This is a genomic window from Aurantiacibacter zhengii (assembly GCF_003584125.1).
Classification (GTDB): Bacteria; Pseudomonadota; Alphaproteobacteria; order Sphingomonadales; family Sphingomonadaceae; genus Alteraurantiacibacter; species Alteraurantiacibacter zhengii.
On record NZ_QXFL01000003.1, the window covers coordinates 143,516 to 157,981 of the forward strand.

Sequence of the window (14,466 nt, forward strand, 5' to 3'; positions counted from 1 at the left end):
CTTTGGGGCCCCTTGGGCCCGGCATGAAACCTGCCTGTGCGCAGGGCGTTGTGGCTGCAAAGGATGTACCGAATGGCCGCAACTCCCCATAGTGTGGGTGACATACTCGATTGCCTGGATGAATTGGCCGACAAGAACGACAAGGTTTCTTTCGGCAATCTTATGGGGTCTTTCGGCTCACGGACGTTCGGACCGGCCATCATGGTGCCTGCCTTGCTGGAGCTTACTCCCGTCGGCGCAATACCCGGCGTGCCCACCTTCCTGGCAGTAATCGTGATTCTGGTGGCTGCCCAGAAGATGCTGGGCCGCAAGTCGCTGTGGCTGCCCGGGGTGATCGCCCATCGCTGTGTCTCGGCTGAAAAGCTGGCCAAGGCAGCCGACAAGCTGCGCCCGCTGGCGCGTTTCATGGACAGGCATTTTCACCAGCGGCTGCGATGGATGACCCGCGCGCCGTTCTCGCAGCTCGCCGCCGGGCTGGTCTGCCTGCTGTGCCTGACGGTACCGTTCCTGGAAGTGCTGCCTTTTGCCAGCAGCGCTCCCATGCTCGCGATCGCCGGGTTCGGTCTCGCCGTGCTGGTGCGGGACGGGGTGCTGATGATCGCTGCGCTGGCAGCCAGCCTCGTGGCGATGGGTCTCGGCTACGACTACTGGGACGGAGGCCTGAGCGACACGGAGCAGACCGATGGCGTCGTCACCGGAGAGACGGTCGATGCGGCAAAGCAGGAGGCCCGTAAAGCGGGCGATGCCGTGAGCGAGGCCGGCGACAGTGCTGCCGAGGCGGTAAAAGGGGAATAGCGTTCCCGCACGCCCCGGCAGCAATCGGTTGTAAAGCGATCAGGCGGCTTCCTTCACCTCTGCCACGATCTTCTTGGCGGCATCGCCCAGGTCGTCTGCGGAGATGATCGGCAGGCCGGAATTGGCGAGGATGTCCTTGCCTTCCTGCACGTTCGTGCCTTCCAGGCGCACCACCAGCGGCACGTCCAGTTCGACTTCCTTCGCCGCGATCACGATGCCCTCGGCAATGGTGTCGCAGCGCATGATGCCGCCGAAGATGTTGACGAGGATGCCCTTCACCGCCGGATCCGACAGGATGATCTTGAACGCCGCCGTCACCTTCTCGGTGGTGGCGCCGCCGCCCACGTCGAGGAAGTTGGCCGGGAAAGAGCCGTTCAGCTTGATGATGTCCATCGTCGCCATGGCCAGGCCAGCGCCGTTCACCATGCAGCCGATGTCGCCATCCAGCTTGATATAGGCGAGATCGTACTTGCCCGCCTCGACCTCCATCGGGTCTTCCTCGGTCTCGTCGCGCATCGCTTCCACGTCGGGATGACGATACAGCGCATTGCCGTCGAAGCTCATCTTGGTGTCCAGCACCAGCAGCTCGCCGCCTTCGGTCTCGACCAGCGGGTTGATTTCCAGCATGTCGCAATCGAGCGCGGTGAAAGCCTCGTACAGCTTTTTCGACAGCTTCTGCGCCGCCTTGGCGAGATCGCCCGACAGCTTCAGCGCGAAGGCCACCGCGCGGCCGTGGTGCGGCATGAAGCCGGTGGCCGGGTCAATGGCGATGGTGGTGATCTTTTCGGGCGTGGAATGCGCCACGTCCTCGATATCCATGCCGCCCTCGGTGGAAACGATCATGGCAACGCGGCTCGTCTCGCGGTCGATCACCATCGACAGGTAGTATTCCTTGGCGATGTCCACGCCGTCGGTCACATACAGGCGGTTCACCTGCTTGCCCGCATCGCCCGTCTGCACGGTGACGAGGGTGTTGCCGAGCATGTCCTTCGCATCCGCCTCGACATCCTCGATGGACTTGGCCAGGCGCACGCCGCCCTTGGCGTCGGGGCCGAGTTCCTTGAAACTGCCCTTGCCGCGCCCGCCGGCGTGGATCTGCGCTTTCACCACGTAAAGCGGCCCGGGCAGCTTCTTCGCGCCTTCCACGGCTTCCTCGACGGTCATCGCCGGATAGCCGGTCGGCACGCCGATGCCGAATTTCGCGAGCAGTTCCTTGGCCTGGTATTCGTGGATGTTCATGAGCTGACCTTCGTTTCGAAAATGAGAGTCGGAGTGACGGTTTTGCGGGCGCTAAAGCATTATCGCGCGGCGCTTGCAATCGGTTCCGCCCCGGCGCAAATGCCTCGGCACCCATGATCGACAGTATGAGACTAGAACAAATCTGCCGCGAGGCGGGGCACATGGCGCTTCGCAAGTGGCCGGCGGGCGGGCATGATCTTGAAAGCTGGGAGAAAACTCCCGGCAGCCCGGTGTGCGAGGCAGACCTGGAGGTGGACGCCTTCCTGCGCCGCGAACTGGGCACGCTGTTGCCTGCGGCGGGCTGGCTGTCCGAAGAAACCGCCGACAGCCCCGAGCGACTCGAAAAAGGGCTGATCTGGCTGGTCGACCCGATCGACGGCACGCGCGACTATATCCGCGGACGCAAGGGCTGGGCGGTGTCCGTCGCGCTGATCTCCGCCGGGCGGCCGTTGATCGGCTCGCTGGTTGCTCCCGCACGGGAGGAAGTCTGGTCCGCCGTGGCGGGCAAGGGCGCGTGGCTCAACGGCCAGCGGCTGCGCGCCAGTACGCGCACGAAATTCCCCGGCGCCCGGGTGCCGGTCCACGACCTGCCAAAGGATGATGGCGATCTCACCAAGGTGGAGCAGCCCAATTCCATCGCCCTGCGCGTGGCCATGGTAGCCGACGACCGCGCCGACCTGGTGGCGACGGTACGCTGGGGCTTCGAATGGGATATCGCCGCCGCGGCGCTGATCGCGCGCGAGGCGGGCGCTGCCGTTACCGATGCCTTTGGCCAGCCGCTCGCCTACAACAAGCGCGACCCGCGCGCCTTCGGACTGCTGGTAAGTGCGCCTGGCATCCATGCCGCGGCGGTGGAGCGGCTTTCGGAGCGGGCTGCGCGGCTGGTGGGCAACAAGTAGGCAAACAAAAAGGGCGCCCCGACCGGAGCGCCCTTTTCAATGAAGCTGCACAATCTCGGACGCGAAGCGACCGCAAGGCCGCCCGAGCTTATGCGAGGAGCCACGCAGCGCGGACGCGTTGCGCCCGGCGCTAGAGGGCTCCATCAATACGCCTGTTCGACATCGTCCTGCGTAATCGGCGTAATGCGGATTTCGACGCGGCGGTTCTGCGAACGGCCACTTTCGGTCGAATTGTCGGCAATCGGGTATTGCTCGCCGTAACCGATGGTCTCGATACGGGCGCGGGCAACGCCGCGCGAGACGAGGTAGTTGGAAACCGATTCGGCGCGGCGACGCGACAGGTTGAGGTTGTACTGCTCGCTGCCGGTGGAATCGGTGTGGCCCATCACGTCGATCAGCGACTGCGGATAGTCGATCATCGACTGCGCCACGCCATCCAGCGTATCCCGCATCTGCGGCGAGATGGTGGTGGAATCGACGGCGAAGGTAACGTCCGGGAAATTCACCAGGATGCCGTCGCCTTCGGGCGTCTGGCTGACATCCACGCCGGTACCGGCGGTGACCTCTTCCAGTTCCTTGATCTGTTCGTCCATGCGGTAGCCGACATAGCCGCCAGCCGCCGCACCGATACCAGCGCCTACGATACGGGCAGTCTTGCCGCCGATCAGGCCGCCCAGCAGGTAGCCAAGGCCGGCCCCGCCAATGCCGCCGATGGCGGTACGCGAGGCGTACTGTTCACCGGTGTTGGGATCCGTCACACAGGCGGTGGTGGTTCCGACGAGCGCGAGCGCGGCCGTGGTCGAGACGAGCATCTTGTTGATTTTCATAACGTCCTTCCTCAAATTGCACACGGCGATCCACGTCCGACGCCGTAATTTCTGCTCCCATTAACGCGGATCGTTGAACCCTGTTCCGTGAACGGCAGCTTTCTCGGGCGTTTGCGAAGGACGGTAAAGCTGCTAGCGGCACAATCCTGATGGACCCGTTTCCCTGGCATTACCTCGCCGCGCTCGCCCTGCTGATCGTACTCAACGGCGTATTTGCCATGTCCGAGCTGGCGATCGTCTCTGCTCGCACCGCGCGCCTGCGCATGGCTGCCGAGAAAGGCAGCAAAAGCGCGGAGGTGGCCATGCGGCTGGCGGCAGAGCCGGGCAAGTTCCTCTCCACCGTGCAGATCGGCATCACCCTTATCGGCATCATCGCAGGTGCAGTATCCGGCGCCACGCTGGGGAAGCCGGTGGGCGAGCGCCTGATGGCGCTGGGCCTGGACGAGGGTTTGGCCGAAAATATCGGCATCGCGCTGATGATCGGCCTCACCACCTTCTTCACCCTGGTGGTGGGCGAACTGGTGCCCAAGCAGATCGCCCTGCGCGCGGCGGAGCCGATTTCCATTTTCATGGCGCGTCCGATGGCGATGCTGGCGCGTGTAACCGCGCCGTTCGTCTGGCTGCTCGACAATTCCTCCGCCCTCCTGCTGTCGGCCATGGGTATTCGCCACAAGGGCGATCACAACCTGACATCCGAAGAACTGCAAATGATCCTGGCCGATGCCACGCGCAGCGGCGTCATCGAGGAGAAAGAGCGCGCCATCCTATCGGGTATCATGCGTCTTCAAGGACGTCCGGTGCGGGAACTGATGACTCCGCGCACGGAGATCGACTGGATCGACATCAACTCCACCGACGAAGAGATGCGCCAGACTATCGCCGATTCGCCGCACTCGCTGTTGCCGGTCGCGGAAGGTTCTGCCGACAAGATCATGGGCGTGGTGAAAGTGCGCGAGCTGCTGGCCCTGTGGCTGATCGGCGAGCCGGTGACCCTGGCAGACCTCGTCCGCAAGTCCGAGGTCGTGCCGGACCAGCTCGATGCGATGGACGCACTGCGGGTGTTGCAGCAATCGGGCACCGGCATGGCCATGGTGCACGACGAATACGGCCATCTCGACGGTATCGTCACGACGGCGGACTTGCTCTCCGCCATTGCCGGCGACTTCGCCAGCCATCAGGACGAAGGCGACACGCCGATGTTCACCGAGCGCGAGGACGGCAGCTACCTCGTCTCCGGCGCGCTGGCCGCGGATGCGCTGGCGGAACGGCTGGATATCGAGTTCCACGAAAACAAGGAATTCGCGACGGCGGCGGGATACGTCCTCTACGTGCTCAAGCACCTGCCGGCGGAAGGCGAGCATTTCACCGACCAGGGCTGGCGCTTCGAGATCGTCGACATGGACGGGCGCAAGATCGATAAATTGCTGGTGAGCAAGGTGGATTAGACCTGAAGGTCTGTCCCAAGGTTCCACGGGAATGTTTGTTTTTCGCACCTGCCTCCGCAGGTGCGTCCTCGCTTGACGCGCTCCGCTTCGCTACGCGCCCGCTGCGAGCGGGCGTTCGCCCTTGCGATCCGCTGGGCGCGGACCGATCCCGGGGAAACCATAAGTGAATGGCGAAAGCTTCGGTCGCGACCAGCGACCGACAGCGTGCGAATGCACAGCCCGCAGGTGCCGCGCACCCCGGACTTGATCAGGGGGAAGCGAATAGCACCGAGGACGTGGGCGCGGAGGCGCCCGCGCAAATCAGGAAGGTATTACCGCCCGCGCAGCCTGTCCGTCACCTTCGGGTGCGGCGATGATGGCCTGCGTGGTCGTGCCCTTGTCCACCGTGTAGGTTTCCGCATCGCCGATCGAGGAGCGGATGCCGGGGGCGGCTTCGCCGGCACGATCGAGTGCGGAGGTTTCCACCGCGCTGCGCGGGGCAGTGCCGCCGAACAGGGCTTCCATGGCCTGCTGCGAGGCAGTGCCCTCGGTCGGACGCGGGGCGCCCGGCTGCGGCGGGACGAGGTGGAAATCGGGTGGGACCACCAGCGGAGCCTGGCGCTGCACGGCAAATTCGTCCGGACGGTCACGGTCGATACTGATGCCGCCGCAGGCGGCAAGGCCGAGTACTGCGGCGCTGGCGATAATGGCTCGGGTGGTGTTACGCATAAGTCTTGCTTCCCTGGCGCATGGGCCATCGGTGTTACGGTCGGTGTTATCCGGTTGCAGCGTCCTGCTCATTGGACGGTTTCTCGCGCATGAACAAGGCGCGGGCAAGGATAATCACGACGCCGATTGTGATGGCCGCGTCGGCCACGTTGAATATCAGGAACGGGCGGAAGGTGCCAATATGGAAATCGGCATAGTCGATGACGTAGCCGTACTGGTAGCGGTCCACGATGTTGCCCAGCGCCCCGCCAAGGACGAGGGCGAGCGCCAGGATCTCCCCCAGCAGCTTCTCGCGCATCATCCATACCAGCACGACGACGGCAATCAGCGCGGTGACGGCGACGAGGATCCAGCGCATTTCCATGCTGGTGGCCTCGAACATGCCCAGCGACACGCCGTAGTTGTTGGTGCGGGTGAAATCGAAGAACGGCAGCAGCGGGTAGTGGTCGCCCACGCGGGTAAGCCCCAGCGTGTTCACCACGTAATCCTTCACCCACTGATCGGCGGCGAAGATCGCCAGCGCCAGCAGCACGCCGTAGAGGCGGAATTTCGCGAGCGCGCTCATTCGGCAGCATCCATCTTGGCCACGACATCCTCGCAGCGGTTGCACAGGTCGCCATCCTCGTCGACTTCCGGCAGCAGGCGCCAGCAGCGGCCGCATTTGGCATCGTCGGACTTGGTGACGGTCACCGCGTCCCCATCGCCCAGCGTCACTGTGCCGGTGATGAACAGCGTGGCGAGATCGCCGGTATCGAAGCCTTCTGGCACGGCGCTGGCGGGCACCTCCACTTCGGCCTCGAGGCCGGAGCGGATCACCTTCTCGCGCCGCAGCGGTTCGATGGCTTCCATCACCCGTTCACGCAGCGAGCGAAGCGCTTCCCAGCGCGAGGCGTCGGCGTCGGCAGCCGGGATTTCCGGCCATTCGAGCAGATGGACGCTGCCGCCCCCATTCGGATCATTGGCGGGATGGCGCGTCGACCAGACTTCCTCCGCCGTGAACACCAGCACCGGCGCGGCGTAGCGGATCAGGGCGTTGAACAGCGTATCGAGCACGGTGCGATAGGCGCGCCGCTCCATGCTGCCGGGGGCGTCGCAATAGAGCCGGTCCTTGCGGATATCGAAGAAGAAGGCCGAGAGGTCCTCGTTCATGAAATCCAACAGCGCGCGGGTGTAGGCGTCGAAATCGTAGTTGGCGACGTGGGTGCGCAGCTTGGTGTCCAGCTCGCCCAGAAGCGTGACGACGTAGCGCTCCAGCTCCGGCATCTCCGCCACGCCGACGCGCTCGTCCTCGCTGAATTCGCCCAGCGCGCCGAGCATGTAGCGGAAGGTGTTGCGCAGCTTGCGGTACTGGTCGGCGACGCCCTTGAGGATTTCGGGGCCGATGCGGTGATCTTCGGAATAGTCGACCGAGAGCGCCCACAGGCGGATGATGTCGGCGCCGTATTCCTCCATCACCTTCAGCGGGTCGATGGTATTGCCCAGGCTCTTCGACATCTTGCGCCCGTCGGCGGCCATGGTGAAACCGTGAGTCAGCACCTGCCTGTAAGGCGCGCGGCCACGGGTGGCGCACGATTCGAGCAGCGAGGACTGGAACCAGCCGCGGTGCTGGTCACTGCCTTCGAGGTAGAGATCGGCCGGGCTTTGCAGGTCGGGCCAGTTGTCCGATTCCAGCACGAAAGCGTGGGTGCTGCCCGAATCGAACCACACGTCGAGAATGTCGGTGACCATCTCGAAATCCTCGACCGCGTAATCGGGGCCGAGAAGCTGCGCGGCGTTTTCCTGCGACCAGGCATCGACGCCGTCCTGCCTGATGGCTTCGACGATGCGCGCGTTCACCGCCTTGTCGACCAGGTATTCGCCGCTTTCGCGATTTACGAACAGCGTGATCGGCACGCCCCAGGCGCGCTGGCGGGAGAGGACCCAGTCGGGCCGCCCCTCGACCATTGAACCGATACGGTTCTTGCCCTTGGCGGGAACGAACCGAGTCTCGTCGATAGCGGCCATCGCCGTTTCTCGCAGCGTTGCGGTCTTGTCAGCCTGCGTGCCCAGCGCAACAGCGCCGCCCAGCAGGCCGGCATCGGCCACGGCGTAGTCGAAAGTGCCCAGCGGCTTGTCCATCGGCACGAACCACTGCGGTGTGCAGCGGAAGATCACCTTGGCTTTCGAGCGCCAGCTGTGTGGATAAGAGTGTTGATAGTCTGCGGATGCGCTGAGGAGAGCGCCTGCTTCCTTGAGGTCCGAACAGATCGGCCCGTCGGGCGCGTTGAACTTGGGATTGATGACCGATCCGCTGCGCTCGTCCGTGCGCGGCAGCCAGCCCCAGTCCTCGCGGTAGCGGCCATCGTCCTCGACCACGAACTTGGGCGTGATGCCATTGGCCTTGCACAGTTCGAAGTCGTCCTCGCCATGGTCGGGCGCCATGTGGACGATACCCGTGCCCGCATCGGTCGTGACGAAGTCGCCCGCCAGCATCGGGCGCGGCTCGGCGAAGAACCCGCCGAGGTGGTGCATCGGGTGGCGAACCTTGGTTCCGGCGAGGTCGGAGCCTTTGCCACGCCAAACGATTTCGTAGTGGCTATCAGCCAAGCCGATCCGGGCGGCGAACTGATCGATCAGTGCCTCAGCGATCAGCACGTGCGATACGTGCGCGGTCTTTGCGACTTCGCCGTCCGGCTGGGTGTGGATATGGAGGATCGCGTAGTCCACCTCAGGCCCATAAGCCAAAGCCTGGTTCACCGGGATCGTCCACGGCGTGGTCGTCCAGATCACCGCATGCGCGCCGACCAGTTCCTCGATGGGGCTTTCGACAATCTCGAACGCCACATCGATCTGGGTCGAGACGATATCCTCGTACTCGACCTCGGCCTCGGCCAGCGCGGTCTTTTCGACCGGGCTCCACATCACCGGCTTCGCGCCGCGGTAGAGCATGTCGTTCTCGGCGAACTTCAGCAGTTCGGCGACGATGCCAGCCTCCGCCTCCGGCGCCATGGTGAGGTAGGGCTTGTCCCATTCGCCCATCACACCCAGTCGCTTGAACTGTTCACTCTGCACCGCCACCCATTCGGCGGCGTATTCGCGGCATTCCTGACGGAATTCGGCGGGCGGAACCTCGTCCTTGTTCTTCTTCTTCTTGCGGTAGGCTTCCTCGATCTTCCACTCGATCGGCAGGCCGTGGCAGTCCCAGCCCGGAACGTAGGGCGCATCCTTGCCCAGCAGAGTCTGCGTGCGGACCACCGCGTCCTTCAGCACCTTGTTCAGCGCGTGACCGATGTGGATGTTGCCGTTGGCGTAGGGCGGGCCGTCATGCAGGATGAACTTCTCGCGACCGCTACGGGCCTCGCGCAGTTGCCGGTAAAGCCCTTCGTCTTCCCAGCGCGCAAGGATGCCCGGCTCCTTCGCAGGCAGGCCGGCCTTCATGGGGAAATCGGTCTTCGGCAGGAAGACGGTGTCTCTGTAGTCGCGTTTCTCGCTCATTGCGCGGCGGGCCTTAGCGGGGGTGGCCACGCGAGGCAATTTCCTTTGCATGTGTTCGCATGGAGGGTGTGGCGCGTGCTTGTATCCTACAGCGAGTCACACGGCCTATGGCGCGGACATGATGCCTTGCCCGAACCTCTCCAACAGCCTGAAACGAAAGGTCACACATCCGACAGGGCGAAGTGCCGCTAAATACCTGCTTTCAGGACATAACAGGTCGCCGGACAGTTTTGCCAAACGCCATTGTCGGCGTTCCACAATACCCCTAGTCGGCCAGCCGTTGCCGCCGCTGCTCCAGTCCGGCCTGCGCGGCCTGCTGCTCGTTGGGGCGGCGGCGATCCATCGAGGGGCGCAGCGCCGGGCCGAGCGTCCAGATATCTTCCGCCCAGATATGGCCCGAGTAGGTCGAGGGTATCTGCGTGAACTGTTCAGGCAGCAGCAGCCCCTGGTTGGGCGTGCCCTCCTCACGCGGGCCGGTGACGATGATGTGGCCGCCATGCTCCTGCATGCGCGCCAGCGTGCGGTTGGGCCAGCCCCAGAACATCCACTGGTCATCCAGGGGCACCACCATCGTTCCTCCCCGGCAGCTTTGCGGCAGGTAACCCGTCCAGCCGTAGAGCACGTAGTCCTGCGAACAGGCTCTCGCGCTCTCGGTGCTCCACGTCCAGGCAGCGGGGAAAAGCCGGGCCATGCGCGCGACAGGGGCTGGGTGGCCGTAGAAGCCGTCGCCCAGTTTCTCCACTTCGCGGCCCGCAGCGCGCAACTTTGCTGCCAGCAGGTCCGCTTCGGCGGGGTCGGCGGACTTGAAGTTGAACATGATCGGCGTGCGGGGCAGCGCCTCCAGCGCTTCTGCCAGCGTCGGCATCTGCTGGCGCTCGCTGCCGCGCAGGGGAAAGCTTTCGCCTTGGTCGGCGGTGTAGCCATAGCCGATGTCCAGCGCGCGCAGTTCGTCCAGAGTGGCTTCGCGCACCTCGCCGCTGCCATTCGTGCGGCAATCCAGCATCCAGTCGTGGAACACGGCGATCTCACCATCGGCGGTGGGAGCGATGTCGATCTCCACCATCTGCGCGCCGATCTGCTGCGCTTTCAACATCGAACGCGCGGTGTTCTCCAGGTAGTCGTGCACCGGCTCCTCTATCCGCGTGGCGGTGCAGGTGTCGCGGCCCACGCCGCTTGCATAGTAGATCTGCGCCACGCCGCGATGGGCGATCAGTTTCGGCCCGCCGATGGGATCGGGTGCCAGCCAACTGGCGTTGATCATCGTCAGCACCAGGAATGCAATGGCTGCGAGCAGGGCGCCGCGCCCGAGCCAGCGCTTCACGCCAGCAGCTTCCGCGCTTGCTCGCAATCGGCCTCCATCTGCGCTTTCAGCGCGTCCAGATCGTCGAACTTCGCCTCGGGTCGCAGGAAATGGTGAAACGCCACGTCGATTTTCTGCCCGTAGAGGTCGCCTTCGAAATCGAAGAAGAACGGCTCGAGCAATTCCTTGGGCGGATCGAAACTGGGCCGCACGCCGAGGTTTGCCGCGCCTTTCAGCTGCTGACCGGTGGCGATCACGCGGCCGGTCACCGCGTAGATGCCAAAGCGCGGGCGGATGTAGCTGCCCATGTCGACATTGGCCGTGGGATAACCCAGTTCGCGCCCGCGCTTGTCGCCGTGAATGACTTCGCCGCGCACGGTGAAGGGGCGGGTCAGCAAGCGGGTCGCAGTGTCACAATCGCCGGCCTTCAGCGCGTCGCGGATGCGGCTGGACGAAACGACCTGACCGCCCGATCCGACAGGACCGATGGCGCGCGCCTCTATCCCGCATGTCGCGCCCACCGTGCGCAGCACGTCGACGTTGCCGCCGCGGCCCTTGCCGAAGGTGAAATCCTCTCCCGTCACCACGCCAGCCGCGCCGATATGCCCTGCCAGCAGATCGCGCACGAAGGCCTCGGCGCTCATGGCGGCCAGCGCGTCATCGAAATCGAACACCAGCATGGCGGCAGCCCCGGCTTCGCGAAACAGCTCGTGCCGCTGCTCCAGCGAGGTGAGGCGGAAAGGTGGAACGTGCGGGGCGAAGTGGCGCACCGGGTGGGGATCGAAGGTGGCGACCACCGCCGGTCGTCCCTCGGCCTGCGCCCACTCCACCGCCGCGCTCACCACGTGCTGATGGCCGATGTGGAAGCCGTCGAAATTGCCCAAGGCGACAATCGCGCCGTGCAGCGCCTCGGGCACCTTTTCGCGGTGGGAAAGGCGGGTCATGTGGCAATCTCCGGTGGCGGGAGGTCGGCATCGACGACCGGTTCCAGTCCCCGCTCCAGTACGCGCAGGGCGTTGCCGCCCATCACCGCGCGGATCTCCTCATCGGTGAAACCGGCATCCATCAACCCCTGCGTGACATGCACCAGCCCGGCGGTATCGAAGCGGGTCGTGACAGTGCCGTCGAAATCGCTGCCCAGGGCTACATAGTCTATGCCCACGAGGTCGCGAATGTGCGCCATGGCGGCGACGATGGCGGCGGGCGAGGTGTCGCACACCGCGCCTTCCCAGTAGCCCACGCCGATCACGCCGCCGGTTGCGGCAACGCCGCGTATCTCTGCATCGGTGAGGTTGCGATTGACCGGGCACGTGGCCTGCACGCCGCCGTGGCTGGAGACGACCGGGCGCTGCGCCATGGCCAGCACGTCTGCCACGCAGGCGTGGCTGCAATGGGCCACGTCGATCACGATGCCCATCGCCTCCATCCGCCGCACGGCCTCGCGGCCCATTGGGGTCAGCCCGCCCTTGTCGACGCCGTGCATCGATCCCGCCAGGTCGTTGTCGAAGAAATGGACGAGCCCGGCCATGCGCACGCCTGCATCGTACAGGACGTCGAGATTGTCGAGATCGCCCTCCAGATTGTGCAGCCCTTCGACGGACAACATTGCTGCCACCGGCGCACCGCTGTCATCGGGCGCGCGCACCGGCACGATATCGGAAGGCGTGCGGACGAGGGCCAGCTGCCCGTCGGACCGCGACGCGGCCTCCTCCAGCCGCTTGCCGTGCCACAGCGTGCGCTCCAGCAGCGAGGTCCAGGTGCGCAGCGGCTGCAGCTGGCCGATGGCGAGGAGGGTGATGTTGTCGGTCTCACCGGTGTTGTTGTCGTAGTTCTGGTCGCGCGGGGTCTTGGTGACGCTGGAGAAGACCTGCAACGCGACGCTGCCTTCGCGCAGGCGCGGCAGGTCGATATGACCGCGGTCCGCCGCCTCCAGCATGTCGCGCTTCCACAACAGGGTGTCACCGTGCAGGTCGACAATGGTGAGCGTCTCGTGCAGCGCCCGCGCCTCGTCCGAAACCGGCGGCAGCGGCAGGCCGTCGACGACGTTCATGTCCCGCTCGACATAGGCAGGCGCGAACACGAAAAAGGCGACCAGCGCGGCCAGCAGCACAACGCCAAAGCCGATGGCAAAGCGTTTCATCGGGGTGCCACCCGCTCGAAAGTGACGAAATCGTAGGGCGGGAAGCCTTCCCTGGCGGGGCGGCTTTCGCGTGCAATCTCGCGCCAGGATTGATCGTCCGCCGGGGAAGGCATGGTAACCTCGCCCACCGTATCCTCGAAAACCTCGGTCAGTTCGAAGGTGGTGCCATGGTCCCGGAACAGGTCGAACACCTCGGCCCCGCCGATCACCGCCACGTCGCCCCCGTCGTTATCGCCTCTGGCCAGCGCCAGCGCCTCTTCCGGCGAGCGGGCGACTTCGGCACCTTCGGCCTGCCAGTCCGCCTGCCGGGTGAGCACGATATGGCGACGACCGGGCAGCAGGCCAGGCAGGCTCTCGAAGGTCTTGCGGCCCATGACCATGGGTTTGCCCATGGTCAGCCGCTTGAAGCGCTTCAGGTCGTCGCTGATCGACCAGGGCACGGCGCCGTCACGGGCGATCACGCCATTGGTGGCTCGGGCCACGATGAAGAGCACGTCTGCGGCCATTCACCCGATCCGCGTAACGTGGCCCATCTTGCGCCCCGTCCGCGCTTCGGACTTGCCATAGAGATGCACGTGCGCGCGGCCATCCGAAAGGTGGCCGGCAAGATCGAGCGCGTCGGCGCCGATCAGGTTGTCCATGACCATGGTGCGCGAGACGCTGGCCGTATCACCCAGCGGCAGGCCGCAGATGGCGCGGATGTGGTTTTCGAACTGGCTGGTGACGGCACCCTCGATCGTCCAGTGGCCGGAATTGTGCACCCGGGGGGCCATTTCGTTGAACACCGGTCCACGCGAGGTGGCGAAGAATTCCAGCGTCAGCACGCCGACGTAACCCAGCGCATCGGCCACTTTCCTCGCCATGTCGCGCGCCCTCGCCGATTGCTCTGCAACGATGGCGGGGGCCGGCAGTTCGCAATGCGCAAGGATGCCGTCCTTGTGCAGATTGCGGGTCGAATCCCAGAAGCGCACCTCGCCGTCGCGCCCGCGCACCAGGATGACCGAGAACTCGCATTCGAACGTCAGCCGCGCTTCGTAGACGCAGCCGGTTTCGGGAATGCGCACGCCTTGCGCATCGGCGCGATCGTTGATCGGCCACTGGCCCTTGCCGTCATAGCCGTCGCGCCGCGTCTTGAGGATGCCGGGAACGCCGATCCGCTCCACCGCGTCCGCCAGTTCGCTGTCATGATCGACGGCGACGAAATCGGCTGGCGTGCCGCCGGCTTCGAGCATGAAGCGCTTTTCGCGAACACGGTCCTGCGCGACTTCCAGCGCGCGGATGCCGGGTGCCAGCTTGTCCTGCGGCAGGCCCGCCAGCGGACCGACCGGCACGTTCTCGAATTCGTAGGTGATGACGTCGCAATCGCGTGCAAAGGCGGCCAGCGCGTCCCCATCGTGCCACGGGGCGCAGGTATACCGCGCGGCGACATCGGCGGCCACGTTGTCACCCTCTGGCGCGTAGATGTGGCAGCGATAGCCAAGCTGTGCGGCGGACATGGCCAGCATGCGGCCCAATTGCCCGCCGCCAAGGATGCCTATTGTTGAACCGGGTGCCAGCACACCAAAACTCCGTTCCCCCTGAGCCCGCCCAAGGGCTGCCTTGTTATTGCGCCCCGGACTAGAAGAAAGGACAGCCTTTC

13 protein-coding genes are annotated in these 14,466 nt (G+C 65.0%); 3 read left to right on the top strand and 10 right to left on the bottom strand.

Annotated features, from left to right (window positions below; translation table 11 throughout):
• The first annotated feature begins 72 nt into the window (after positions 1–72).
• A complete protein-coding gene (locus D2V07_RS07810; protein ID WP_119586419.1) occupies positions 73–795 on the top strand; it encodes an exopolysaccharide biosynthesis protein in 723 nt (240 codons plus the stop codon).
• A gap of 39 nt (positions 796–834) precedes the next feature.
• Here the strand turns inward: D2V07_RS07810 and sucC are convergent, their stop codons facing one another.
• On the bottom strand, positions 835–2,034 hold the full coding sequence (gene sucC / locus D2V07_RS07815) for an ADP-forming succinate--CoA ligase subunit beta (RefSeq protein ID WP_119586421.1): 1,200 nt from the start codon (positions 2,032–2,034) through the stop codon (positions 835–837).
• A gap of 113 nt (positions 2,035–2,147) precedes the next feature.
• Between sucC and D2V07_RS07820 the strand changes: the two genes are divergently transcribed.
• Positions 2,148–2,933, top strand: coding sequence for a 3'(2'),5'-bisphosphate nucleotidase CysQ (locus tag D2V07_RS07820; RefSeq protein WP_119586423.1), 786 nt, complete (start codon positions 2,148–2,150; stop codon positions 2,931–2,933).
• Between the two features lie 143 nt (positions 2,934–3,076).
• Here D2V07_RS07820 and D2V07_RS07825 read toward each other — a convergent pair whose 3' ends face one another.
• Positions 3,077–3,760 carry an OmpA family protein gene (locus D2V07_RS07825; protein ID WP_119586425.1) on the bottom strand — a complete coding sequence of 228 codons (684 nt, stop codon included), beginning with the start codon at positions 3,758–3,760 and terminating at the stop codon, positions 3,077–3,079.
• A 149-nt stretch (positions 3,761–3,909) separates the two neighbouring features.
• On the opposite strand from D2V07_RS07825, the gene D2V07_RS07830 reads away from it, so the two are divergent.
• The gene (locus tag D2V07_RS07830) at positions 3,910–5,205 is read left to right on the top strand and encodes a hemolysin family protein (RefSeq protein ID WP_119586426.1); all 1,296 of its coding nucleotides are present in this window, start codon (positions 3,910–3,912) and stop codon (positions 5,203–5,205) included.
• A 300-nt stretch (positions 5,206–5,505) separates the two neighbouring features.
• On the opposite strand, the gene D2V07_RS07835 is transcribed toward D2V07_RS07830, so the two are convergent.
• The 8 genes from D2V07_RS07835 to D2V07_RS07870 form a co-directional block, all read right to left on the bottom strand.
• Entirely contained in the window at positions 5,506–5,913 is a 408-nt protein-coding gene (locus D2V07_RS07835; protein WP_119586427.1) for a DUF3035 domain-containing protein, read from the bottom strand.
• Between the two features lie 46 nt (positions 5,914–5,959).
• The gene (gene lspA / locus D2V07_RS07840) at positions 5,960–6,478 is read right to left on the bottom strand and encodes a signal peptidase II (RefSeq protein ID WP_119586428.1); all 519 of its coding nucleotides are present in this window, start codon (positions 6,476–6,478) and stop codon (positions 5,960–5,962) included.
• The gene (ileS, locus tag D2V07_RS07845; protein WP_119586429.1) at positions 6,475–9,387 is read right to left on the bottom strand and encodes an isoleucine--tRNA ligase; all 2,913 of its coding nucleotides are present in this window, start codon (positions 9,385–9,387) and stop codon (positions 6,475–6,477) included. The genes lspA and ileS overlap by 4 nt, the downstream gene beginning before the upstream one ends.
• A 265-nt stretch (positions 9,388–9,652) precedes the next feature.
• On the bottom strand, positions 9,653–10,708 hold the full coding sequence (locus tag D2V07_RS07850) for a glycerophosphodiester phosphodiesterase family protein (RefSeq protein WP_119586430.1): 1,056 nt from the start codon (positions 10,706–10,708) through the stop codon (positions 9,653–9,655).
• Entirely contained in the window at positions 10,705–11,631 is a 927-nt protein-coding gene (locus D2V07_RS07855; protein ID WP_119586431.1) for a bifunctional riboflavin kinase/FAD synthetase, read from the bottom strand. Before D2V07_RS07855 ends, D2V07_RS07850 begins: the two co-directional genes overlap by 4 nt.
• On the bottom strand, positions 11,628–12,827 hold the full coding sequence (locus D2V07_RS07860; RefSeq protein ID WP_119586432.1) for a dipeptidase: 1,200 nt from the start codon (positions 12,825–12,827) through the stop codon (positions 11,628–11,630). The genes D2V07_RS07855 and D2V07_RS07860 overlap by 4 nt, the downstream gene beginning before the upstream one ends.
• Complete coding sequence (locus tag D2V07_RS07865; RefSeq protein ID WP_119586433.1) at positions 12,824–13,333, bottom strand: dihydrofolate reductase; 510 nt, start codon at positions 13,331–13,333, stop codon at positions 12,824–12,826. The genes D2V07_RS07860 and D2V07_RS07865 overlap by 4 nt, the downstream gene beginning before the upstream one ends.
• A complete protein-coding gene (locus tag D2V07_RS07870; protein WP_119586434.1) occupies positions 13,334–14,386 on the bottom strand; it encodes a 5-(carboxyamino)imidazole ribonucleotide synthase in 1,053 nt (350 codons plus the stop codon).
• Positions 14,387–14,466 lie beyond the last annotated feature (80 nt).

Excerpts from the sequence above, each read along its gene's own strand:
- D2V07_RS07810 (WP_119586419.1), top strand. The coding sequence starts at position 73 with ATGGCCGCAACTCCCCATAGTGTGGGTGACATACTCGATTGCCTGGAT.
- sucC (WP_119586421.1), bottom strand. The coding sequence starts at position 2,034 with ATGAACATCCACGAATACCAGGCCAAGGAACTGCTCGCGAAATTCGGC.
- D2V07_RS07820 (WP_119586423.1), top strand. The coding sequence starts at position 2,148 with ATGATCGACAGTATGAGACTAGAACAAATCTGCCGCGAGGCGGGGCAC.
- D2V07_RS07825 (WP_119586425.1), bottom strand. The coding sequence starts at position 3,760 with ATGAAAATCAACAAGATGCTCGTCTCGACCACGGCCGCGCTCGCGCTC.
- D2V07_RS07830 (WP_119586426.1), top strand. The coding sequence starts at position 3,910 with ATGGACCCGTTTCCCTGGCATTACCTCGCCGCGCTCGCCCTGCTGATC.
- D2V07_RS07835 (WP_119586427.1), bottom strand. The coding sequence starts at position 5,913 with ATGCGTAACACCACCCGAGCCATTATCGCCAGCGCCGCAGTACTCGGC.
- lspA (WP_119586428.1), bottom strand. The coding sequence starts at position 6,478 with ATGAGCGCGCTCGCGAAATTCCGCCTCTACGGCGTGCTGCTGGCGCTG.
- ileS (WP_119586429.1), bottom strand. The coding sequence starts at position 9,387 with ATGAGCGAGAAACGCGACTACAGAGACACCGTCTTCCTGCCGAAGACC.
- D2V07_RS07855 (WP_119586431.1), bottom strand. The coding sequence starts at position 11,631 with ATGACCCGCCTTTCCCACCGCGAAAAGGTGCCCGAGGCGCTGCACGGC.
- D2V07_RS07860 (WP_119586432.1), bottom strand. The coding sequence starts at position 12,827 with ATGAAACGCTTTGCCATCGGCTTTGGCGTTGTGCTGCTGGCCGCGCTG.
- D2V07_RS07865 (WP_119586433.1), bottom strand. The coding sequence starts at position 13,333 with ATGGCCGCAGACGTGCTCTTCATCGTGGCCCGAGCCACCAATGGCGTG.